At 71.5% G+C, this 21,197-nt stretch carries 22 protein-coding genes; 13 read left to right on the plus strand and 9 right to left on the minus strand.

The window, feature by feature from the left end:
- Positions 1-52: 52 nt before the first annotated feature.
- The 8 genes from ACFO9I_RS11450 (at position 53) to ACFO9I_RS11485 (ending at position 8,579) form a co-directional block, all read left to right on the plus strand.
- Positions 53-1,102 carry an L-erythro-3,5-diaminohexanoate dehydrogenase gene (locus tag ACFO9I_RS11450; RefSeq protein WP_379180863.1) on the plus strand — a complete coding sequence of 350 codons (1,050 nt, stop codon included), beginning with the start codon at positions 53-55 and terminating at the stop codon, positions 1,100-1,102.
- Entirely contained in the window at positions 1,099-2,652 is a 1,554-nt protein-coding gene (locus ACFO9I_RS11455; protein WP_379180865.1) for an amidohydrolase, read from the plus strand. Before ACFO9I_RS11450 ends, ACFO9I_RS11455 begins: the two co-directional genes overlap by 4 nt.
- Positions 2,649-4,226 carry a lysine 5,6-aminomutase subunit alpha gene (locus ACFO9I_RS11460; RefSeq protein ID WP_379180867.1) on the plus strand — a complete coding sequence of 526 codons (1,578 nt, stop codon included), beginning with the start codon at positions 2,649-2,651 and terminating at the stop codon, positions 4,224-4,226. Before ACFO9I_RS11455 ends, ACFO9I_RS11460 begins: the two co-directional genes overlap by 4 nt.
- A complete protein-coding gene (locus ACFO9I_RS11465) occupies positions 4,223-4,987 on the plus strand; it encodes an OAM dimerization domain-containing protein (protein ID WP_379180869.1) in 765 nt (254 codons plus the stop codon). Before ACFO9I_RS11460 ends, ACFO9I_RS11465 begins: the two co-directional genes overlap by 4 nt.
- Positions 4,987-5,382, plus strand: coding sequence for a hotdog domain-containing protein (locus ACFO9I_RS11470; protein WP_379180871.1), 396 nt, complete (start codon positions 4,987-4,989; stop codon positions 5,380-5,382). Before ACFO9I_RS11465 ends, ACFO9I_RS11470 begins: the two co-directional genes overlap by 1 nt.
- Before the next feature lie 422 nt (positions 5,383-5,804).
- On the plus strand, positions 5,805-7,361 hold the full coding sequence (gene lnt, locus ACFO9I_RS11475) for an apolipoprotein N-acyltransferase (RefSeq protein WP_379180873.1): 1,557 nt from the start codon (positions 5,805-5,807) through the stop codon (positions 7,359-7,361).
- A 40-nt stretch (positions 7,362-7,401) separates the two neighbouring features.
- Positions 7,402-8,127, plus strand: coding sequence for a polyprenol monophosphomannose synthase (locus ACFO9I_RS11480; protein WP_379181135.1), 726 nt, complete (start codon positions 7,402-7,404; stop codon positions 8,125-8,127).
- A 26-nt stretch (positions 8,128-8,153) separates the two neighbouring features.
- Positions 8,154-8,579 carry an FxsA family protein gene (locus ACFO9I_RS11485; RefSeq protein WP_379180875.1) on the plus strand — a complete coding sequence of 142 codons (426 nt, stop codon included), beginning with the start codon at positions 8,154-8,156 and terminating at the stop codon, positions 8,577-8,579.
- Positions 8,580-8,618: 39 nt separating this feature from the next.
- On the opposite strand, the gene ACFO9I_RS11490 is transcribed toward ACFO9I_RS11485, so the two are convergent.
- The 3 genes from ACFO9I_RS11490 to ACFO9I_RS11500 form a co-directional block, all read right to left on the minus strand.
- Positions 8,619-9,005, minus strand: coding sequence for an RNA polymerase-binding protein RbpA (locus ACFO9I_RS11490; RefSeq protein WP_379180877.1), 387 nt, complete (start codon positions 9,003-9,005; stop codon positions 8,619-8,621).
- 180 nt (positions 9,006-9,185) lie between these two features.
- Positions 9,186-10,559 (minus strand): MFS transporter, encoded by a 1,374-nt coding sequence (locus ACFO9I_RS11495; protein WP_379180879.1) that lies wholly within the window; start codon positions 10,557-10,559, stop codon positions 9,186-9,188.
- Positions 10,556-11,365, minus strand: a complete 810-nt coding sequence (locus ACFO9I_RS11500; protein WP_379180881.1) for a glycerophosphodiester phosphodiesterase — start codon at positions 11,363-11,365, stop codon at positions 10,556-10,558. The genes ACFO9I_RS11495 and ACFO9I_RS11500 overlap by 4 nt, the downstream gene beginning before the upstream one ends.
- A gap of 95 nt (positions 11,366-11,460) precedes the next feature.
- On the opposite strand from ACFO9I_RS11500, the gene ACFO9I_RS11505 reads away from it, so the two are divergent.
- Positions 11,461-11,733: a zf-TFIIB domain-containing protein gene (locus tag ACFO9I_RS11505; protein WP_379180883.1), complete on the plus strand. Its 273-nt coding sequence runs from the start codon at positions 11,461-11,463 to the stop codon at positions 11,731-11,733.
- Positions 11,734-11,803: 70 nt separating this feature from the next.
- On the opposite strand, the gene ACFO9I_RS11510 is transcribed toward ACFO9I_RS11505, so the two are convergent.
- Positions 11,804-13,330, minus strand: coding sequence for a helix-turn-helix domain-containing protein (locus tag ACFO9I_RS11510; protein WP_379180885.1), 1,527 nt, complete (start codon positions 13,328-13,330; stop codon positions 11,804-11,806).
- Between the two features lie 103 nt (positions 13,331-13,433).
- On the opposite strand from ACFO9I_RS11510, the gene ACFO9I_RS11515 reads away from it, so the two are divergent.
- From ACFO9I_RS11515 to ACFO9I_RS11525, 3 genes are all read left to right on the plus strand, one after another.
- Positions 13,434-14,450, plus strand: a complete 1,017-nt coding sequence (locus ACFO9I_RS11515; RefSeq protein WP_379180887.1) for a zinc-dependent alcohol dehydrogenase family protein — start codon at positions 13,434-13,436, stop codon at positions 14,448-14,450.
- 12 nt (positions 14,451-14,462) lie between these two features.
- Positions 14,463-15,074, plus strand: a complete 612-nt coding sequence (locus ACFO9I_RS11520) for an HAD-IA family hydrolase (protein WP_379180889.1) — start codon at positions 14,463-14,465, stop codon at positions 15,072-15,074.
- 113 nt (positions 15,075-15,187) lie between these two features.
- Positions 15,188-16,852, plus strand: a complete 1,665-nt coding sequence (locus ACFO9I_RS11525) for an alkaline phosphatase D family protein (protein ID WP_379180891.1) — start codon at positions 15,188-15,190, stop codon at positions 16,850-16,852.
- A 19-nt stretch (positions 16,853-16,871) separates the two neighbouring features.
- On the opposite strand, the gene ACFO9I_RS11530 is transcribed toward ACFO9I_RS11525, so the two are convergent.
- The gene (locus ACFO9I_RS11530) at positions 16,872-17,027 is read right to left on the minus strand and encodes a hypothetical protein (protein ID WP_379180893.1); all 156 of its coding nucleotides are present in this window, start codon (positions 17,025-17,027) and stop codon (positions 16,872-16,874) included.
- A 323-nt stretch (positions 17,028-17,350) separates the two neighbouring features.
- Between ACFO9I_RS11530 and ACFO9I_RS11535 the strand changes: the two genes are divergently transcribed.
- Complete coding sequence (locus ACFO9I_RS11535; RefSeq protein ID WP_379180895.1) at positions 17,351-18,127, plus strand: DinB family protein; 777 nt, start codon at positions 17,351-17,353, stop codon at positions 18,125-18,127.
- 46 nt (positions 18,128-18,173) lie between these two features.
- Here the strand turns inward: ACFO9I_RS11535 and ACFO9I_RS11540 are convergent, their stop codons facing one another.
- From ACFO9I_RS11540 to ACFO9I_RS11555, 4 genes are all read right to left on the minus strand, one after another.
- Positions 18,174-18,638, minus strand: a complete 465-nt coding sequence (locus tag ACFO9I_RS11540) for a hypothetical protein (protein ID WP_379180897.1) — start codon at positions 18,636-18,638, stop codon at positions 18,174-18,176.
- Between the two features lie 480 nt (positions 18,639-19,118).
- Positions 19,119-20,051 carry a phosphotransferase gene (locus ACFO9I_RS11545; protein ID WP_379180898.1) on the minus strand — a complete coding sequence of 311 codons (933 nt, stop codon included), beginning with the start codon at positions 20,049-20,051 and terminating at the stop codon, positions 19,119-19,121.
- Positions 20,052-20,175: 124 nt separating this feature from the next.
- Positions 20,176-20,703 (minus strand): SRPBCC family protein, encoded by a 528-nt coding sequence (locus ACFO9I_RS11550; protein ID WP_379180900.1) that lies wholly within the window; start codon positions 20,701-20,703, stop codon positions 20,176-20,178.
- Positions 20,700-21,017 (minus strand): ArsR/SmtB family transcription factor, encoded by a 318-nt coding sequence (locus ACFO9I_RS11555; protein WP_379180902.1) that lies wholly within the window; start codon positions 21,015-21,017, stop codon positions 20,700-20,702. Before ACFO9I_RS11555 ends, ACFO9I_RS11550 begins: the two co-directional genes overlap by 4 nt.
- Between the last annotated feature and the right edge of the window lie 180 nt (positions 21,018-21,197).

A 21,197-nucleotide genomic window follows, 5' to 3' on the forward strand; every position in this document is an offset into this window, starting at 1 on the left:
CGCGCCGCAAGACTTCCTGTCAAAGACCTCGAACGACGGAGGACCCACGGTCATGACCGCGCGACTCAGTGATCCCACCGGCCTGCACCGGGTCCTGGACGAGACGGTGGTGCTGCCGCAGGCGGCGCAGCGCCTCGACACCCGCCGCGAGCTGTGGCCCGACGAGGTGCGGATCCGGGTGGAGAAGCTCAACCTCGACGCGGCGTCGTACCGCCAGCTCGAGCGCAAGCACGCCGGCGACGGGGGAGCGATCCGCGCCGAGGTCCTCGACATCGTGGCGGCGCGCGGCAAGATGCAGAACCCCGAGACCGGCTCGGGCGGGATGCTGGTCGGCACGGTCGAGGAGGTCGGGCCCGAGTCGCCCCTCGGGCTCTCGGTCGGCGACCGGGTGGCCACCCTGGTCTCACTGACCCTCACCCCGCTGGTCATCGAGGACGGGCTCCGCGCCTGGGACGGACTGGGGGAGCAGGTGCCCTGCGACGGGTACGCCGTGCTCTTCGGCCGCTCCATCGCCGCCGTCATCCCCGACGACCTGCCGGCCGACCTGTCGCTGTCGGTGATGGACGTCTGCGGCGCGCCCGCGCTGACGGCCCGCGTCGTGCAGCAGTACGCCGCCCCCACCGTGGCCGTGATCGGCGGCGGAGGGAAGTCCGGCTCGCTGAGCCTGGCCGCCGCCCGCCACGCCGGAGCCGCCCGGACCATCGGCGTGGTCCCCCACGAGCGCGAGGCCGCACAGCTGCGCGAGGCCGGCCTCGCCGACGAGGTCGTCGTCGCGGACGCCCGCAACCCCATCGGCCTGCGCGACGCGGTCACGGCCGCGGGCGGCCCGGCCGACGTCACCGTGGTCTGCGTGGACGTGCCCGGCTGCGAGGGTGGCGCCATCCTCGCCACCGCCGACCGGGGGACCGTCATCTTCTTCTCCATGGCCACCTCGTTCTCCGCCGCCGCGCTCGGGGCCGAGGGCCTGGCCGCCGACGTCACCATGCTGGTCGGCACCGGCTACACGCCCGGCCACGCGGCGTACGCCCTCGAGCTGCTCCGTGACAACGCCGGTGTGCGCCGCTTGTTCGAGGCGCGCCTGGCGCACGAGGCACCGGCGTGACCCGGACCCTGTTCCGCAACGGAGTGGTCCGCGACGGCCGCTCCGGCCGCCGCGCCACCGCGCTGGCGGTCGAGGACGGGCGGGTCGTCTTCACCGGCGACGAGGACCGGGCCGCCGCCTGGGACGGCGCCGACGAGGTGGTCGACCTCGGCGGCGCGCTGCTGACCGCGGCGTTCACCGACTCCCACGTCCACACCGTCCGCACCGGCTTCGCCCTGACCGGGCTCGACCTCGCGGGCAGCGCCAGCCTGGCCTCCTCCCTCGACGCGCTGGCGGCCCACGCCCGCCGGGCTCCGGAGGCGGGCGTCCTGGTGGGCCAGGGGTGGGACGAGACCGACTGGCCCGAGGGCCGGCCGCCGACGGGGGAGGAGCTCGAGCGTGCCGCACCCGGGCGGCGCAGCTACCTCACCCGCGTCGACGGCCACTCCTCGGTCGTCTCCCCGGCCCTGGCCGGCCTGGTCCCCGGCCTCGAGCAGCTCGACGGCTGGACGTCCGACGGGCGCGTCGAGCGCGACGCCCACCACGCCGTCCGCGCCACCCTCGAGAGCCTGATCGCTCCCGAGGACCGTCTCGAGGCCGCCCGCGCGGCCTGCCGGGCGATGGCCGCCCGCGGCATCGTCGGCTTCCACGAGAACGCCGCCCCGCACATCGGCCCCGAGCACGAGATCGAGACGGTCCGGCAGGCGGCAGCCGAGGTCGGGCTGCGCGCCACCGTCTACTGGGGCGAGCTGATGGCCGTCGACACCGCGCGCCGGCTCGGCGTCGCCGGGCTGGCAGGCGACCTGATCTCCGACGGGGCGTTCGGCTCACGCACGGCAGCGCTGAGCGCGCCGTACGCCGACCGGGCCGACACCTGCGGCCACGCCTACGTCACCGCCGACCAGGTCCGCGACCATGTCGTGGCCTGCACCGAGGCCGGCATCCAGGCCGGCTTCCACTGCATCGGCGACGCCGCGCTCGAGGAGATCCGGGCCGGCTTCGAGGCGGCGGAGGCGAAGCTCGGCGCGGCGCGGCTCGTGCGCGCCCGGCACCGGCTCGAGCACGTCGAGATGCCCTCCACCGCCATGGTGGCCACCATGTCCCGGCTCGGGGTCGTGGCCAGCGTGCAGCCGATGTTCGACGCGCTGTGGGGCGGGCCCGAGGGGATGTACACCGCCCGCCTCGGCGAGCGCTGGCGGGCCACCAACCCGTTCCTGGCCCTGGAGACGGCCGCGGTCCGGCTCGCCTTCGGCTCGGACAGCCCGGTCACGCCGCTCGGGCCGTGGGCGGCCGTCCGTGCCGCGGCGTACCACCACCACGACGAGCAGCGGCTCCCCGTCGCCCTCGCCTTCGAGGCGCACACCCGCGGCGGCGCGTTCGCGGCGCGCGACGACGACGGCGGCTCGCTCCACCTCGGCGCCCGCGCCGACCTGGCCGTGTGGGACGTCCCCGGTGGGCTCACCGGCGACGACCTCCCCGACCTCACCCCCGGCACCGAGCTCCCGCGCCTGCTGCGCACGGTCTCGGCCGGCCGGACCATCCACACCAGCGACGAGCAGGACGCGGCATGAGCAAACTCGACCTCGACCCCACCACCGTCAGGCACGCCCGGTCCCTGGCCCGCAAGGCCGGCCGACCGATCGTGACGATGGCCAAGAAGCACACCACCGTCGCCGTCGAGCGCGCGACCCTGCGCCTCGCGGGGCTGGAGGGCGCGGACCCCGACGGCACGCCCTGGGTCAACCGGCTGCTCGACGTGGTCCGCGCCGACGTCGGCCTCGAGCACGGCGTGGCACTGCCGGTCTGGGACGCGCTGCTCCGGGGCGAGGCCGACGACCTGGCCACCCTGGCCCAGAAGGCATCCGCCGGCTCGGTCACCTTCCGGCTTCCCGAGGGCAAGGACGCCACCCGCGCCCGCACCGCCTCGCGGCGGCAGGTCGGCACCGGCATCAAGCGGATGGACACCCGGCGCACCGAGCGCGAGCGCCTGATCAAGAGGTACGGCGACGCCCCCCGCAAGCCCTGGATCTACCTGATCGTCGCCACTGGCGACATCTACGAGGACATCCCGCAGGCCCAACAGGCCGCGCGCGAGGGCGCCGACATCATCGCGGTGATCCGGTCGACCGGGCAGTCGCTGCTCGACTACGTGCCCGAGGGCGCGACCCGCGAGGGCTTCGCCGGCACCTACGCGACGCAGGAGAACTTCCGCCTGATGCGCGCGGCGCTCGACGAGTCCAGCAAGGAGCTCGGCCGCTACGTGCGGCTGACCAACTACGCCTCGGGCCTGTGCATGCCGGAGATCGCCGCGCTGGCGGGCATGGAACGGCTCGACATGATGCTCAACGACTCGATGTACGGCATCCTCTTCCGCGACATCAACCCGATCCGGACCTTCGTCGACCAGCGCTTCAGCCGTCAGGTCCACGCGCGCGCCGGCATCATCATCAACACCGGCGAGGACAACTACCTCACCACCGCCGACGCGGTCGAGGCCGCGCACACGGTCACCACCAGCCAGCTGCTCAACGAGTACTTCGCCAAGGAGGCCGGCCTCGAGGACTGGCAGCTCGGCCTGGGCCACGCGTTCGAGATCGACCCCGACATCCCCGACTCGTTCCGGATGGAGCTGGCCCACGCGCTGCTGGCCCGGGAGCTGTTCCCGAAGGCGCCCCTGAAGTGGATGCCGCCGACCCGGCACATGACCGGCGACGTGTTCCGCGGCCACCTGCTCGACGGGTTCTTCAACCTCGCCGGCGCCCTGACCGGCCAGGGCATCCTGCTGGTCGGGATGATGACCGAGGCCGTCGTGACGCCGTGGCTCTCCGACCGCGACCTGGCCCTGCAGAACGTCCGCTACGTGATGAACGCGGCCGGCAACCTGCACGAGGACTTCCGGCCCGCCCCGGACGGCTTCATCGCCAACCGGGCCCGCCAGGTGCTCGCCGAGACCATCGAGCTGCTCGACGACATCGTGACCGACTCCGACGCGGCCGGCGATCCGCCGCTGCTGGCGGCGATCGCGGACGGCACGTTCGGCCTGATGAAGCGGCCCGCCGACGGCGGCCGTGGCCTCGACGGCGTCGCGAAGAAGTCCGGCGCCTACTACAACCCCGCCACCGAGCTGCTGGAGGAGAAGAAGTGAGCTCGAAGACCGAGGGGCGCATCGTCCGCCCGTACGGCGACACCACCGGCGACGGGATGGTGCAGCTGAGCTTCACGCTGCCCATCCCGCACTCGAAGGTGGCCGAGGGCGCCGCGGCCCAGCTGGCCAACAAGATGGGCATGGACCCCGCGTTGGTCGTGCACGCGAAGCCGATGGGTCCGGACTTCACGTTCTTCGTGGTCTACGGCCGGGTCCACCACCTCGTGGACACCAGCAAGGTGGAGGTCGTCGAGCGCGACTACCCCCTGCTCACCCCCAAGGAGGTCAACGCGGCGGTCAAGCGCTCGCTGCGCCGCCGCCTGACGGTCGTGGGCGCCTGCATCGGCACCGACGCCCACACCGTCGGCATCGACGCGATCCTCAACATCAAGGGGTTCGCGGGGGAGAAGGGGCTGGAGTACTACCGCGAGCTCAAGGTCGTGAACCTCGGCGCGCAGGTCTCCGTGCCCCAGCTGGTCGAGCGGGCCCGCGCCGAGAAGGCGGACGCGGTCCTGGTCTCCCAGGTGGTCACCCAGCGCGACGCCCACCTGCTCAACACCCGCGAGATGTCCGCGGCGTTCCGCGAGTCCTACCCGGCCGACAAGCGGCCGCTGCTGATCGTCGGCGGGCCGCGCTTCGACGAGACGATGGCCGCCGAGCTCGGCGTGGACCGCGTGTTCAGCCGCGGTACGACGCCCGGCGAGGTCGCCTCGTTCCTCGTCCACCGGCTCGCCCTCGCCCCCGAGAGGAAGGCGTCCTGATGGACTCACCGAGCATCGGCACCACCGTCGTGCACCGCCGCTACGTCCCCTACTCCCACGCCCACTACGCGGGGAACCTCGTGGACGGCGCCTACAGCCTCGGCCTGTTCGGGGACGTGGCCACCGAGATGTGCATCCGCACCGACGGGGACGAGGGCCTCTTCGCGTCGTACTCCGACGTGCAGTTCCGCGCGCCGGTCCGCGCCGGCGACGTCCTCGAGATCACCTGCGAGCTGGTCAGGGTCGGCACCCGGTCGCGGGTCATGGAGTTCGCCGTGCACGTCGTCGCGCGCGGCGCCGCGACCCCCGAGCAGCCGGGCGCCGCCGAGGTGCTGGCCGAGCCGATCCTGGCCACCAGCGCCACGGGCACGGTCGTCGTACCACCCCGCGCGTGACGCCGCGTCACCGGTCCTCGGCGCGTCGGGGGCGACACGCCGGGCCGGGCGCGTGAAACTTGGCAAAATCCTCGGCCGGCGAACCTGCCGCTGACCTGCACATTCGGGTGTTCGCGCAGGTCAGGCGGTGGTTGACATCCGCCCGGGAGACGATCCAAGGTAGCCCGTCCGCTCGTGCAGATCGTGGCCGGTGGACCGTCGTCCGAGTGGCCGTGGCGGAGGATGGGGTGCCACCCATCCCTCCCACCCGGTTCGCGGAGGACGGTCCGCTCCGCGAGGGCGGATACGGAGGGGATCCGGGCCCCCTAGACAACAGCTCGACCTCGGCAGCCGGTCGATCTCGAGTTGGTCCGAAGGGTCCGGGCCCCCTCCGGAGCTCTGCAAGACCGACGACCGCGGCCCGCACGGGTACCTTTGCCCCCGTGCTGCTGCGGACGACCCTCGCGCTGGTGGCGGGCGTCGCCCTGGCCCTGGCCTTCGAACCCGTCGCGCTCGCGCTCCTGGTCCCCGTCGCGGTCGCCGGCTTCGTGCTGACCACGCGCGGCCTGCGCCCGGGACGAGCCTGGCTCCCGGGCCTCGCCTTCGGCGTCGGGTTCTACTTCACGCTGATCTTCTGGATGCGCGCGGTCGGCACCGACGCCTGGATCGCGCTCGCGGGGATCGAGGCACTCTTCTACGGCGTTCTCGGTTCGGTGACCGCGGTCCTCACCCGCCGCCGGGCCTGGCCGCTGTGGTTCGCCGCGGCCTGGGTCTCCATGGAGATGATCCGCAGCTCCTGGCCGTTCAGCGGCATGCCCTGGGGGAGGCTTGCCTTCGCCACCGCCGACACCCCCGTCGCGGACGCCCTGGCGTACGTCGGCAGCACCGGCGTGAGCTTCCTGCTGGCCCTGATCGGCGTCCTGCTCGCGCAGCTGCTGGTCGCCGCCCCGGGCCGACGGTGGCGCGCCGTGGTGATGCTGGGTGTCGCCGTCACGGCGACGGGCATCCCCGCCCGGCTGCCCTACCACCCCGACATGGAGGACCACGCCACCGTCGCCGCCGTCCAGGGTGACGTCCCGGGCAACGGCGACGACATCCTCTACGACTTCCGCCAGGTGACCCAGAACCACGTCGACGCCACCGTCGACCTCGCCGAGGACGTGGCTGCGGGACGGGTGCCGCGACCCGACTTCGTCGTCTGGCCGGAGAACTCCACCGCGGTCGACCCGTTCAGCGACGTGCAGACCGCGGCCGGGATCCGGGCCGCGTCGAGCGCCGTCGGCGTGCCGATCCTGGTCGGCGCGATCGTCGACGCCGGCCCCGACCACGTCCTCAACCAAGGCATCGTGTGGAACCCCGGCACCGGCGCCGCGGACCGCTACACCAAGTGGCACCCGGTGCCCTACGGCGAGTACATCCCGTTCCGCCGCTTCTTCAACGGCCAGAACTTCGGCCGGCTCGCGCTCATCCCGCGCGACATGCTCAGCGGCACCCGCCAGCAGCCGCTCAGCATCGCCGGCGTGCCGGTGGCCGACGCGATCTGCTTCGACGTGGCGTACGACGACGGGCTCTACGCCCAGCTGCGCCACGGCGCCCGGCTGGTCACCGTCCAGACCAGCAACGCGACGTTCATCCACACCTCCCAGATCGAGCAGCAGTTCGCGATCAGCCGGCTCCGGGCCATCGAGACCGGGCGCTGGGTGGTGGTGGCGGCCACCAACGGGATCACCGGCATCATCGCCCCCGACGGCAGCGTGGTCGACAGCGCCGCCGTACGCACCCAGGACGTGCTCGTCCAGCAGGTCGGGCTCGGCAGCGGCACCACCCCCGCGGTGCGACTGGGGGCGTGGACCGGACGACTCTGCCTCGGGGTGACGATCCTGGGCCTGCTGCTGGAGCTGGTCCCGTATCGTCGGAGGCAGGACCGGCAGCGGACCGAGAACACCCGGCGCCGGGAGGTTCCGGTGTCGGCGACGACCGAGGAACGACGGAAGGGCTGAGGGCCGCGCAGTGAGCATCGATGGTCTCGGACAGGTCGTGATGGTGATCCCGACCTACAACGAGGCGCCCAACCTGGCCTGGATCGTGGAGCGCCTCCGGCGCGCCCAGCCCGGGGTCGACGTCCTGGTCGTCGACGACGACTCCCCGGACGGCACCGGACGGATCGCGGACGAGATCGCCGCGGCCGACCCGCAGGTGAGCGTGCTGCACCGGACCGCCAAGGGCGGGCTCGGCGCGGCCTACCTGCACGGCTTCGCGCACGCCCTCGCCGCCGGTTACGACGTGGTGGGGGAGATGGACGCCGACGGGTCGCACCAGCCCGAGCAGCTGGACCGGCTGCTCGACGCGCTGGGCGACGCCGACCTGGTGATCGGCTCGCGCTGGGTCCCGGGCGGGTCGGTGGTCAACTGGCCGCGGCGACGCGAGCTGCTCTCGCGCGGCGGCAACCTCTACGTGCGCCTGCTGCTCGGCATCGGTGTCCGCGACGCCACCGCGGGCTACCGGCTGTTCCGGCGCGCGACGCTGGAGAAGATCGACCTGGCCTCGGTGCAGTCGACCGGCTACGTCTTCCAGACCGACCTGGTGGCCCGCACGCTGGCCCACGGGCTGACGGTCCGCGAGGTGCCGATCGAGTTCGTCGAGCGCGTGCGCGGCGACTCGAAGATGAGCGGAGCGGTCGCGGCCGAGTCGCTCAAGCGGATCACCGCCTGGGGCCTGACCGAGCGGGCCGGCCAGGTCCGCCGCGCGCTGCGGAGACGGCCGTGACCCGGCGCCGGAGCACGTTCACGTGGGTGTTGTTCGTGGCCTTCGTGGTGGTGCCCCTGGTCGAGATCTATGTGCTGATCCAGGTGGGTCAGGTGATCGGTCCGTGGTGGACGATCCTGCTGCTGGTGCTCGACAGCATCCTCGGCAGCTGGTTGATCAAGCGGGAGGGCGGCCGCGCGTGGCAGGCACTGCGCAGCGCCCTGGACAACGGGCGGATGCCCGCGCGTGAGCTCGCCGACGGGGCGTTGATCCTGATCGGCGGGACGCTCATGCTGAGCCCCGGGTTCGTCACCGACATCTTCGGGATCGTGCTGATCCTGCCGTTCACCCGGCCCCTCGCGCGTCGGCTGCTGACCCAAGTGGTCACCCGACGGTTGCTGGCCTCGAACGCACGACGCCCCGGACCTGGATCCGGGGGATCCGTGGTCCGGGGCGAGGTCGTGGACGACTGAGCCCGCCTGTTCGAGCCCAGCGCCCAGGGCGTGCAGGCCCTAGGCGGACGCCTTGCGCTTCTTGGCGTTGGCCCGGTGCAGGTGCGCGGGGCCGATCTCGCCACCGCGCAGCAGCTCGAGGCGCTCCTTGAGGATGTCCTCGAGCTCCTTCTCGGAGCGACGCTCCAGAAGCATGTCCCAGTGGGTGCGGGCCGGCTTCTCGGCCTTGACCTCGGGCTGGATCCCGGCGACGCTCAGCGCCTCGGCACCGCAGCGCGGGCACTCCCACACCGCGGGGATCTCGGCCTCGACCGACATCGTGATCTCGAACTCGTGAGCCTGCGGGCAGCGGTAGCCGACCTGCTGACGGGCCGCGAACTCGATGCCGCGCTCGTCCTCGAAACTCTGGCCCCCGAGCCGCGCCCCACGAAGTGTGCGCTCTGCCATGAGCCACCTCCCAAATCTCATTGCCCCCGTTGACATGACCGAGACGGCTCGGGGCTGGAGTCGTGACGTCGCACGACCCGTACCCCGAGGGTTGACGTCTCAATCCGTTCAACGGTAGTGGGCAGGAGAAGATTCCGACAATCGACGGCTATGGGCGCCGTCACACCGCGGCCCGGAGGCTCAGGCGGTCGTCGGCGCCTGGTTGCCGGCCTCGACGATGCCCCGCCTGAGGTCGACCCTCACCAGGAACACCAGACCCAGGACGAACAGCAGCATCAGCGCGAGGAGGGCCGGCCGGTAGGAGTCGGTCCACTGGTGGACCAGACCGAACAGCAGCGTGCCGATCCAGCTCGTGCCTCGCTCGCACGCCTGGTAGAGCGAGAAGTACTCCGCCTCCCGTCCCCGGGGGATGAGCTGGCTGTAGAAGGAGCGCGAGAGCGCCTGGGTGCCACCGAGCACCACGCCGATGCAGACGGCGAGGACCAGGAACAGCGCGAGGCTCTCGGCCGGCGTGAAGAACCCGAGCACGACGACGCCGAGCCAGACCACGAGGCCCCCGACGATCGTGCGGTGGGTCCCGACGCGCCCGGCGACGCGGCCGAACACCAGCGCTCCGGCCACGCCCACGAACTGCACGACGAGGAAGGCGAGCAGCACCGTCGACTTCTCGAAGCGCAGCTCCTTCTCGCCGTACACGCTGGCGGCGTAGATCACCGTCTGGATGCCGTCGTTGTAGAAGAGGTAGGCGAGCAGGAAGGTGAGCGTGACCGGGTAGGCTCGCAGGTCCTTGAGCGTCTCCCACAGCTGTCCGAAGCTCTGCCGCACCAGCCCCCCGGACTCTGGCACCACGTCGGTCGGAGGCCGGTTGCGGACGCCGCGGACCGGGATGATCGTGAACACCGCCCACCACAGGCCGGCGCTGAACAGCGAGATCCGGACGGCGAGCTCCGTGCTGTCGGACATCACGCTGAGGAGCCCGAAGTTGAGCGCCAGCAGCAGCCCGCCACCGAGGTAGCCGAGCGCCCAGCCGCGCGACGAGACCCGGTCCCGCTCGTCGGGCTCCGCGATCTGGCACAGGATCGAGTCGTAGACCACCAGGCTCGCGCCCAGGAAGAGGGTGGCGACGACGAGCAGCCCCGCGCCCAGCAGCCAGTTGGTGCCGGTGACGAAGAACATCAGCATCGCCGCCACCGCGCCGGACCAGGCGTAGGCGCCCATCATCGTGGTCTTGCGCGCCGACCGGTCCGCCGCCGCCCCGACCACGGGGAGGACCAGCGCCGAGAGGATCGTCGCGGCCGTCACCAGGTAGAAGACCAGTGAGCCGGGGGAGACCCCGACCCCGAGGACGTGCAGGTTCTCGGTGCACTTCCGGTCGTCGGTGGTCGCGAAGCCGCAGGCCGCCTTCTCGGCGACCGAGGTGAGGTACGGCGCGAACAGGACCGCGGCGGTGGTGGTGACGTAGGCGCTGTTGGCCCAGTCGTACCAGTACCAGGCGCGCTGCTCCTTCGCCCGCGTGAGCGGGGTCAGGTCGGCGAAGCCGGATGACGCCGTCATGTCCGTTCCCTCCACAGGTCACGCTCGAGGAGCACCGCCTTGAGTATGTCCGTGCGGTCGCTCATCAGGCCGTCGACACCTCGGTCGAGCAGCACCCGCATCTCGTCGGGATCGTCGATCGTCCACACGTGCACGTGCTTGCCGGCGGCGTGCGCGCGGCGCACCAGCCCCGGCGTCGCGATCGTGACCCGCCGGCGTCGGTGCGGGACCTGCAGCGCGGCCACCCGGCCGCGGGTGACCAGGTCGGCGAGCCGACCACTCGGCAGCGCGCGGAACGCGATCACCTCCAGGGGGTGGGCACTGGTCGGCACCCGCCCGTCCGTGAGCTCGCGGAATGCACGCAGCCGGCGGGGGGAGAAGCTCCCGACTAGGACCCGCTCCCACAGGCCGCGCTCGGCGACCACCGCCGCGAGCGCCGCCACCGCGCCGTCGGACTTCAGGTCGATGTTGAAGCGGGCCTCGGGGAACGCGTCGAGCAGCTCGGCGAACGTGGGCACCCGCTCCCGGCCGCCGACGAGCGCCTCGCCGATCTCGGCGTGCGTCAGCGAGGCGATCGCCCCCGTGCGGTCGCTGACCCGGTCGAGGACCTGGTCGTGGAAAGCCAGCAGCACTCCGTCCCGGGTCACGTGCACGTCGGTCTCGAGGTAGTCGAAGCCGAGCTCGACGGCGTGCCGGAAGGCCGCCATCGTGTTCTCCAGCCCCTCCAGTTCGGGGTGGTAGGCGCCGCCTCGGTGGGCGAAGGCCAGCACGCCGCCGCGGCGCAGGACCTCGTCGAGGTAGGGGCGTCCGGTGCGGGGTCGGGTCACGCCGAGAAGTATCGCGAACGCCGCCGCGCCCGGCCCTCCGGGGAGTCCGCGTCAATACCCACCGGTCACCGGGGGGAGAGCGGTAGCGTCGTCACATGGAGACCCTGAGCTGCCCCCGATGTGGCACCGAGATGGTCACCCGGTCGCTGACCGGGGCCGACGGCGAGGCGGAAGTCAGCAGCTGCCCCGACGGGCACGGCATCTTCCTGGCGCGCGCCGACCTGGGAAGCCTGATCGAGTCCGAGACCGACTGGCACCGCAACGCCAGCCAGCACACCGCGCCCATGCCGCGCATCACCGCGGACATGGTCGCCCCGCCGGCCTCGCGCGCCCCCGCCCGCGCGTGGGTTGAGACGCTCTTCAGCTGACCCGCGCCAGCCCGACGTCGTACGTCCTGGTTGCTCGCGCAGCCACGACGTACGACGTCCGCAGCTGCGCTTAGATGTCGCGGAACGTCTCGATGTTCGCGCCGAGGAGGTTGAGCCGCTCGGCGAGGTCCTCGTAGCCGCGGTGGATGACGTACGTCGACCGCAGCACCGAGGTGCCCTTCGACGCCAGCATCGCCAGCAGGATCACCACGGCCGGCCGCAGGGCGGGCGGGCAGACGATCTCGGCGCCGGTGAAGGAGGTCGGGCCCTCGATCATCACCCGGTGCGGGTCGAGCAGCTTGACCTGGCCGCCGAGCTTGTTGAGGTCGGTGAGGTAGATCGCCCGGTTCTCGTAGACCCAGTCGTGCAGCAGGGTCTGCCCCTGCGCCACCGCCGCGATGACCGCGAAGAACGGCAGGTTGTCGATGTTGAGACCGGGGAACGGCATTGGGTGGATCTTGTCCAGCGGGGCGTGCAGCTCCGACGGCCTGGTGGTCAGGTCGACCAGGCGGGTGCAGCCGTTGAGGGCGACGTACTCCTCGGAGCGGTGGTACTGGAAGCCCATCTCCTCCAGCAGCGCCAGCTCGATCTCGAGGAACTCGATCGGGACCCGCTTGATGGTGATCTCGGACTTGGTCACGATCGCGGCCGCGAGGAGCGACATCGCCTCGATCGGGTCCTCGCTGGGCGCGTAGTCGACGTCGACGTCGATCTCGCTGCGCCCGGTGACGGTCAGCGTGGTGGTGCCGATGCCCTCGACGTCGACGCCGAGCTTGCGCAGGAAGAAGCACAGGTCCTGGACCATGTAGTTGGACGAGGCGTTGCGGATGACGGTGGTGCCGGGATGCAGCGCCGCGGCCATCAGGGCGTTCTCGGTGACCGTGTCGCCGCGCTCGGTCAGGACGATCGGGCGGCCCGGCTCGATGACCCGGTTGACGCTCGCGTGGTAGCTGCCGTCGGTCGCCTTGACCTCCAGGCCGAACGGACGCAGCGCGGCCATGTGCGGCTCGACGGTGCGGGTGCCGAGGTTGCAGCCGCCGGCGTACGGCAGCTCGAAGCTGTCCGTGCGGTGCAGCAGCGGGCCGAGGAACATGATCACCGAGCGGGTACGCCGTGCCGCCGCCTCGTCGATGTTGCCGAGGTCGAGGTCCTTGGGCGGGATGATCTCGAGGTCGTTGTCGGCGTTGAGCCACTTGGTGTGCACACCGAGGCTGCCGAGCACCTCGAGCAGCCGGTTGACCTCCTCGATGCGGGCCACCTTGCGCAGCGTGGTGCGGCCCCGGTTCAGCAGCGAGGCGCACAGGAGCGCGACGCCGGCGTTCTTCGAGGTCTTGACGTCGATGCTGCCCGACAGCGTGGTCGGCCCCGTCACCCGCAGGTGCGTGGGACCGGCGCCGAGGGCGACGATCTCGGAGTCCAGCGCCGCGCCGATGCGCGCCAGCATCTCCAGGGAGAGGTTCTGGTGACCCTTCTCGATCCGGTTGATCGCACTCTGGCTGGTGGCGAGCAGCTCGGCCAGCTGGTGCTGGGTGAGGCCCCGGTGCTTGCGGGCGTCGCGGATCAGATTGCCGATGCGGCCCTTGTATCCCTCGCTCATGGCATCACGGTAACTCACATGTGAGATATTGCAACAACCGCCATGCCGGCCCGGAGTCCTCCACGATGCAGCACCTCACGGGTCCTTTGCAAGGATGGCAACCATGCGTGCAACCACCATCCATGCCCCTCGTGACATCCGCGTCTCCGACGTGGAGGACCCGAAGATCACCGCCCCGACCGACGCCGTCGTCAAGGTGACGGCCGGCTGCATCTGCGGCTCGGACCTGTGGCCCTACCGCGGAGAGAACGACATCGACGCGGGCTCGACGATCGGTCACGAGTGCGTTGGCGTCGTGGAGGAGGTCGGCTCGGCGGTCACGTCGTTCAAGCCCGGCGACTTCGTCATCGTGCCGTTCGACCACTGCGACAACACGTGCGCGCACTGCCGCGCCGGCATGCAGGCCGCCTGCGAGAACCTCGGCTTCACGGCCAGCGGCCAGGCCGAGTACGCCCTGGTCACCCAGGCCGAGGGCAGCATGGTCAAGACCGACGGGATGCCCGACGCCTCGCTGATCCCCTCGCTGCTCACCCTCTCCGACGTGATGGCGACCGGCTGGCACGCCGCCGTGGCCGCCGGCGTCCGCGAGGGCGGCACCGCCGTGGTCGTCGGCGACGGCGCGGTCGGCCTGTGCGGCGTCCTCGCGGCCGCCACCATGGGCGCCGAGAAGGTCATCGCGATGTCGCGCCACGAGCCCCGGCAGGCCATCGCCCGCGCGTTCGGTGCGACCCACGTCGTGGCGGAGCGCGGCGACGAGGGCGCCGAGCTCGTCAAGGAGATCACCGGCGGCGTCGGTGGCGACGCCGTGCTCGAGTGCGTCGGCAACGACGCGGCCATGAAGCAGGCCTTCGCCGTGGCCCGCCCGGGGTCCACGGTCGGGTTCGTGGGTGTCCCGCACGGGGTGGAGCTGCCGATCCGGCACATGTTCCAGAAGAACATCGGGCTCGCCGGCGGCATGGCGCCCGTGCGCCAGTACCTTCCCGAGCTGCTCAAGCTGGTCACCGAGGGCCGCATCGAGCCGGGCCTGGTCTTCGACCGGACGCTGCCCCTGGCCGAGGTCGCCGAGGGCTACCGGCTGATGGACGAGCGTGAGGCCATCAAGGTCCTCATCCAGCCCTGAGGCACCTCGACCATGGTGATCCGTGCGGTCGTCCTCGACATCGGCGGGGTGCTCGAGGTCAACGACGACCGGCTCTTCCCGGAGCCGTTCGAGCGGCGGCACGGCCTCGCCCCGGGCTCGGTCGAGGCGGCGGCCGCATCCTTCCCCGGCCATCCCGGTCTCGGCGAGATCGGGATGGCCGAGGTCCGGGCGACGTGGCAGCGCGAGCTCGGGCTCTCCGGGCCGCAGGTCGACGAGCTGGTCGAGGACTTCTGGCGCTGGTACGTCGGGACGCTCGACCGTCCGATGCTCGACTGGTTCGCCGGGCTGCGGCCGCGGCTGCTCACCGGCATCCTCAGCAACTCGGCGCCGGACGCCCGTGAGCGCGAGCGGTGCTGGGGGTTCGAGGACGTCACCGACGACATCGTCTACTCCCACGAGGTGGGCCTCCTGAAGCCGGACCCGGCCGTCTTCGAGCTGACCGCGAGGCGCCTCGGTGTCCGGCCCGCCGAGATCGTCTTCGTCGACGACCAGCCCGGTCACGTCCAGGCCGCCCGCACGGCCGGCTGGCACGCCGTCGTGCACGTCGAGACGGCCCGGACGATCGCCGAGGTCGAGCGGATCATCGCCGAGCAGGGAGCCTGACCCGAACGCTCGCCGCAGGGACCGCCAGGGAGTAGGTTGCCTCGCGGCACCGCACGCGGCGCCGCCACCCGAAGGAGGGCGTCATCAGCAGTGCACTGACCCTGGGACCGCTCGTGCGGTACGTCGACGACACCTCGGCCACCGTGTGGGTGGAGACCGCCCGAGCGGACGTCGTCACCGTCACGGCGGGGGAGCGCAGCGGCTCCGCGCACACCTTCGGGGCGCACGGCCATCACTACGCCCTGGTCGAGGTCACCGGGCTCACCCCGGGGACGCACACGGCGTACACCGTGGACGTGGGGGAGGAGCGGGTCTGGCCGCCCACCGACGGCGAGGCCGCCCAGCTCCCCCCGTCGGTCATCGCGACCCTGCAGCCCGGGAAGCCGCTGCGGATGGCGTTCGGCTCGTGCCGAGTCAGCGTGCCGCACGACGAGGAGGGCAACAGCTCCTTCGGCATCGACGCGCTGCGCAGCTACGCGCTGCGCATGGCCGGCGTCACCGAGAAGACCGCCGACGACGACGAACGCTGGCCCGACCTGGTGCTGTTCCTCGGCGACCAGGTCTACGCCGACGAGACCAGCGAGGCGATGCAGGAGTTCATCGCCTCCCGCCGCGACATCGAGGAGCCGCCGGGGGAGGAGCTCAAGGACTTCGAGGAGTACGCCCACCTCTACAAGCTCGCCTGGGGCGAGCCGGCCAACCGCTGGCTCCTCTCGACCCTCCCCAGCGCGATGATCTTCGACGACCACGACATCCGCGACGACTGGAACACCAGCTGGTCGTGGAAGCAGAAGATGGAGGCCACGTCGTGGTGGCACGAGCGGATCGTCGGCGGGCTGGCGTCGTACTGGGTCTACCAGCACCTCGGCAACCTCGGTCCGCAGGCACGCGCCGAGGACGCGCTGTGGCAGCGCATCGCGACGTACGACGGCGAGGGTGAGCTGGACGTCACCGAGGCGCTCGACGAGCTGGCGGACCACGCCGACCAGGAGCCCGAGAGCTACCGCTGGAGCTTCGCGCGCGACTTCGACACCCAGGCCCGTCTCATCGTCGTCGACTCGCGCGCCGCACGGGTGCTCCAGCCGGACGCCCGCTCGATCCTCGACGAGGACGAGATGTCCTGGCTCGACGACCAGATGCAGGGCGGCTTCGACCACCTGCTCATCGGCACCTCGCTGCCGTTCCTGATGGCGCCCGGGCTGCACCACGCGGAGGCGTTCAGCGAGGCGATCGCGCAAGGCGCCTGGGGGAGGACCGTGGCCCGGTTCGGCGAGGTGATGCGCCAGGCTGCCGACCTCGAGCACTGGGCGGCGTTCGAGAAGGGCTTCCGGCGGGTCGCCGAGCTGACCCTCGACGTCGCGGCCGGGAACCGGGGGAGGGCACCGTCGACGATCACGTACCTGTCGGGCGACGTGCACCACAGCTACGTCGCCGAGGCAGGACCGGACCCGCACGAGGGACGTCAGGTGGCGAGCCGGATCCTGCAGGCGGTCTGCTCGCCCATCCGCAACCCGCTGCCGAAGGTCATGCACTTCGTGACGGCCGGCGCGGCACGACGCTCGCTGGGCGTCGTGGGCCGTGGCCTGTCGCGGGCCGGCCGGGTGCCGCGGCCGCCACTGGCCTGGGAGGTCACGCACGGCCCGTGGTACGACAACAACCTCGCGATCCTCGAGCTGCGTCCCGCCGGCATCCGGATGTGGTGGACGGCCGGTGAGGTCGTCGACCGTCAGGACCGGCCGGTGCTGCGCCGGGTGGCGACGGTGGACCTCGACGCCTGAGGTCCGGGCGGCTCGGCGGTCAGTGGCGTCGCGCCGCGACCAGCGCCGGCATGGGCTCGCAGTCGCAGGTGTCCCCGCACGCCAGGTAGGTGTGGAGCGCGTGTCCGCACTGCGTGCACGGCATGTCGTGCGACAAGTGCGCGGTGGTGGTGTGGTGCTCGGCGGTGTCCCACATGGGTCTGCACCTCCTCTCACCAGTAGTCGTTCCCCCCACGACGGCCGGCGAACCCGGGCTTCCCCCATCCTGGGGACAACGCCCGGGGTGGCGCCGGTCACCCGGCCGTCACGTTGGAAGGTACGGACCACCGAGAGGCCCACTTGACCGAATGCGGTAGATATGCCGCACCTGGGGGAACGCGCATGACCCGTTCGGGCCATGCCGGCCCAGCCCGCGTAGGCCAGCCTGATCGGGTGGGGGTGCTGGGGGAGCCGTCACGGCGCCCGCGGGTCCCGCGCGTCGCGTGGACGGTGACGGTGGCCGATGGCAGCCTGCAGGACGTGAACGAGTTCACCGACGAGGACCTCAGCGGTGCCCGGTTCGAGCACGTCCGGCTGGCGGGCGCCGAGTTCAGGCTCGTCGACCTCAGCAACGCCCGGTTCCGGATGGTCGACCTGCACGGCGTGGTGATCCGGGACGCCGAGCTCGTGGACGTCGACATCACCGGCGACATCGAGAACCTGCGCATCAACGGCGTCGACGTGGCGCCCCTCGTGGAGGCCGAGCTCGACCGCCGGCACCCGGACCGCGTCAAGATGCGCCCGACGGACGCCGACGGCTTCCGCGAGGCGTGGCGTGTCCTGGAGCCGCTGTGGGAACAGACCGTGGCGCGGGCCCGCCGGCTCGACCCCGAGCTGCTGCACGAGCGCGTCGACGGTGAGTGGTCCTTCATCGAGACGCTGCGCCACCTCGTCTTCGCCACGGACGCCTGGGTCAACCGGGCGCTGCTCGGCGACCCGACGCCGTGGCACCCGCTGGACCTGCCGCACGACGAGATGATCGACAGCCCGCCGGTGCCACGCGACCGCGACGCCCGTCCGTCGCTGGACGAGGTGCTGGCGCTGCGCAGCGACCGGATGGCGACGGTGCGTCGCGTGATCGGCGAGCTGACCGACCACCAGCTGGCCGGCAGCACCGAGCCGGTCCTGGCGCCGGGCTATCCCGAGCCCGAGTCGTACGCCGTGCGCCGTTGCCTGGGAGCGATCGTCAACGAGGAGTGGCTGCACCGCCTTTATGCCGAGCGGGACCTCGACGTCCTGGAGTCACGACGCGCCTGAGACGTCGTGCGGGGGACGAGGAGGCACTTCGCGGCGCTCGCGTGCGTCAGAGCGTGTACCGCAGGACGTAGACGGTGCGACCGCTCTCGCTGTTCCGCACGCGGATGGTGCCCTGGATGCCGCGATACCTGCCGGTGCCGTGGATGATGCGTCCGCTGAACCTGTTCGAGCCGGTCGTGGTGTCGAGGTCGAAGTAGCTCTCGATCAGCCCGCCCTTCAGCGCGGCGGCCAGCCAGAACCGCAGCCGGTCGGTCTTCGGCTCGAACACGCCGGAGAAGCTCTCGTAGCCGACGATCCTGTGGGTGGCGAGGGACCGCAGCCGGTCCACTCCAGCGGGATGGTTGTCGCTCAGGCGGTGGGACTCGATCTGCTCACTGAGCAGACGCAGCACGTGCTGGCTGCGGTTCGGCGCCGGGGCCGCGGGTCCAGCGGCGCCCGACGACGTCGAGGCTCCCGTGAGCCCGGTCAGCATGATCGTGGCGGCTGCTGCTGTGGTCGCTAGCTTGTTCATGTCGCCCTCCGTGGCGGATCCGGGTGGTGCGGCCAGGAGGCGGCGAACGTCGATCGGCGAACCGGCGTGGGCCGACTCCGCCGGAAGCCGCGCCACACTTGTCGTTCTCCTGCGATCCTTCCCGTCATGTCGGCGCTTGTGGGCGACCGAGCCAGAAATCCTCAAAAGTCAGGACCACCTCGGCCCGGGACCGCTGGCGCGCGAACATCTCGCGCCCGAACATCGGGAGCGCAAGCACGTGCTGGCGCGTGCCACGAGTTCTGTCAGAGCGATTCTCAGCGCACCCGCGTCACGACCGACGCCGGAAGTGCCCGCCCCGCGCGTGTGAACCCCCTGGTGGTATATCGCCGATAACTGACATTATGTCAACACGCGTCCGGAACGTCCGGCCGCGGAATCACACCCGTGTGAGCAACAGACCCGTCCCCCGGCCGCCTGATGAGGGTGCCGGATGACCACCCGGCGCAGCGGCGGCGACCGTCATGCCCCCTGTTCGATGTCGTGCAGCAACCTCACTGCTGCGGGTTCCCAACCGGTCGGATCCTCGCCGGCCGGGATCATCAGGACCGAGTACCACAGCAGCAGGACCAGCCACCACTTCGCCTCGGCCCACGTCAGCTCACGCACCTCTCGGTAGCCGTCGAGGAACGCTCTGTGCACCTCGAACGAAACCGGTCCCCAGTCATGGAATCGGGTGCCGAGCAACACCGCCGAACGCGCCAGCTCCGCGATCGGCTGATCCCGTCGCGCCTCCTCGAAGTCGATCACTGCGGCCACGTCGGAGCCGGTGCACAGCACATTCGCGGATCGGAAGTCGCCGTGGACCAGCTGGCTGGGCCTCGCGACGGCGGGAGCATGGGCGACCAGCCGCCGAAGCCGCTCGATCACGGCCGCGGGTACGTGGTCGGGCGCATGATCGAGCCACCAGGTCACCTGACTCGCAAGCGGGGCGGGCGACGACAGTAGTTCTGTCATCTGGTCGGCGTGGGGATACTGCGCCAGCGCGATGTGCAGCCGGGCGAGGACCGCCCCAGCCTCACGGACGTGCTCGAAGTCGGTCGTGTCGAGGTGCTCCCCCGTCACCACCCGCTGGACGGACAGCGAAGCACCATCGCCTTCGACCTGAACTCGACCGTCCAGCGCAGCAACTGGCGCCGGGACCGGGAGACCTCGGTCGTCGAGCCAGGACGTGAGGCGCGCCAGTGCCGCGAGCCGAGGAAAGCGCTCCTCCGAGACGCACCACTTCGCCAGCATGGGACCGGACGCAGTGGACACCCAGGCCAGCGCATTCCGGTCGCTCATCACGGTTCTCTGGCATGCATCCACCTGAATGCCCCAGAGGACGTCGAGCCCGGCGGTGACCCAGCAGGCCGCTTCGTCTTCGTGGAGGAAGCCGAAGCGTTCCGACAACACGCAGGCTGTCCCCCGTGTCGGGGGCGCCTCGCGGGGAGAGCCGCATCTGGGTGAGCAGTCCCCCGGTCCCCCGGTCCCCCGGGACTCCCGGACCACCAATGCGGGTGCGTGACCGCATCGACCGTCAGTCGACCGCCACGTCCTGGTACTGCGGCGTGAGCTCGTTCCAGCGCGCCCGCCACTCGGTGGCCGGGACCTGCTCCGACCAGCGGTCGTCATGTGCCGGGCCGTCGCTGGCGAGCGATCGGCCGAGATCCTCGAGGTGCACCTGCCAGCCGGCGCCGTAGAAGGGCAGCGAGCCGACCGGCAGTCCGCGCTCCTCGACCACCAGCCGGGACCGCTTCCCCTCGGCGGTGAGCCAGGCCTCGATCTGCGACTCCTCGCCCGTGTCGGCGTCCTCCGTCGTGAGCAACAGGTGGTGCGGGGCCTCGCAGACGTCGATCCTCACCGGGCCGCTCCAGGTGCTGGTGAACACGACATGGACCGTGCCACCCTCGCGCAGGTCGCCCGACACCTCGGCGATCCAGCGCGCGAGCCGCTCCGGAGTGGTGCACGCCTGCCACAGGTCCTCGACGTCCGTGTCGTACACGTCCTCGACCCGCACCGCCCCGCGGGTCTCGTCGAGCGCCCGCATCGTCCCGATGATCCTCATCCCCGTGCCTTCTTCCCTCGTGTGATCTCCGTGTGGAGTGCGTCGAGCCGGTTCTGCCACAACGCGCGATACCTCTCCAGCCACTCGTCCACCTCGACGAGCGCCTCCGGACGCAGGCTGTAGATCCGCCGCTGCGCCTCCTGCCGCACGTCGACGAGCCCGGCCTCCCGGAGCACCCTCAGGTGGCGGGACACGCCGGGCCGTGCGATCGGCAGCGCGTCGGCCAGCTCCCCCGCGGTCGCCGGGTGGTCCCGCAGGATCTCGAGAACCGTGCGGCGACTCGGGTCGGCCAACGCCTGGAGCACTGCGTCCATGACAGGCAATGTACCCCAACGGGTACGTACCTGCAATGGTACATAAACGAGGCGATCGGATCGCTGGGTGATCGCCGAGATCGCCCGCGCCATCGAGGTGCCCGAGAGGTCCGGGTGGCAGCGCACGACGGACGTCAGGACCTGGGGGGCAGTCTCGAACGCCGGCTGGTCCGCGCGGCC

The sequence above is a fragment of the Nocardioides sp. GCM10023255 genome (genome assembly GCF_042653125.1).
Taxonomy (GTDB): domain Bacteria; phylum Actinomycetota; class Actinomycetes; order Propionibacteriales; family Nocardioidaceae; genus Nocardioides.

Bases quoted from the DNA above. Each gene is read 5' to 3' on its own strand.
- ACFO9I_RS11450 (WP_379180863.1), top strand. From the start codon at position 53: ATGACCGCGCGACTCAGTGATCCCACCGGCCTGCACCGGGTCCTGGAC.
- ACFO9I_RS11460 (WP_379180867.1), top strand. From the start codon at position 2,649: ATGAGCAAACTCGACCTCGACCCCACCACCGTCAGGCACGCCCGGTCC.
- ACFO9I_RS11470 (WP_379180871.1), top strand. From the start codon at position 4,987: ATGGACTCACCGAGCATCGGCACCACCGTCGTGCACCGCCGCTACGTC.
- ACFO9I_RS11480 (WP_379181135.1), top strand. From the start codon at position 7,402: ATGGTGATCCCGACCTACAACGAGGCGCCCAACCTGGCCTGGATCGTG.
- ACFO9I_RS11490 (WP_379180877.1), bottom strand. From the start codon at position 9,005: ATGGCAGAGCGCACACTTCGTGGGGCGCGGCTCGGGGGCCAGAGTTTC.
- ACFO9I_RS11495 (WP_379180879.1), bottom strand. From the start codon at position 10,559: ATGACGGCGTCATCCGGCTTCGCCGACCTGACCCCGCTCACGCGGGCG.
- ACFO9I_RS11505 (WP_379180883.1), top strand. From the start codon at position 11,461: ATGGAGACCCTGAGCTGCCCCCGATGTGGCACCGAGATGGTCACCCGG.
- ACFO9I_RS11510 (WP_379180885.1), bottom strand. From the start codon at position 13,330: ATGAGCGAGGGATACAAGGGCCGCATCGGCAATCTGATCCGCGACGCC.
- ACFO9I_RS11515 (WP_379180887.1), top strand. From the start codon at position 13,434: ATGCGTGCAACCACCATCCATGCCCCTCGTGACATCCGCGTCTCCGAC.
- ACFO9I_RS11520 (WP_379180889.1), top strand. From the start codon at position 14,463: ATGGTGATCCGTGCGGTCGTCCTCGACATCGGCGGGGTGCTCGAGGTC.
- ACFO9I_RS11530 (WP_379180893.1), bottom strand. From the start codon at position 17,027: ATGTGGGACACCGCCGAGCACCACACCACCACCGCGCACTTGTCGCAC.
- ACFO9I_RS11540 (WP_379180897.1), bottom strand. From the start codon at position 18,638: ATGAACAAGCTAGCGACCACAGCAGCAGCCGCCACGATCATGCTGACC.
- ACFO9I_RS11550 (WP_379180900.1), bottom strand. From the start codon at position 20,703: ATGAGGATCATCGGGACGATGCGGGCGCTCGACGAGACCCGCGGGGCG.
- ACFO9I_RS11555 (WP_379180902.1), bottom strand. From the start codon at position 21,017: ATGGACGCAGTGCTCCAGGCGTTGGCCGACCCGAGTCGCCGCACGGTT.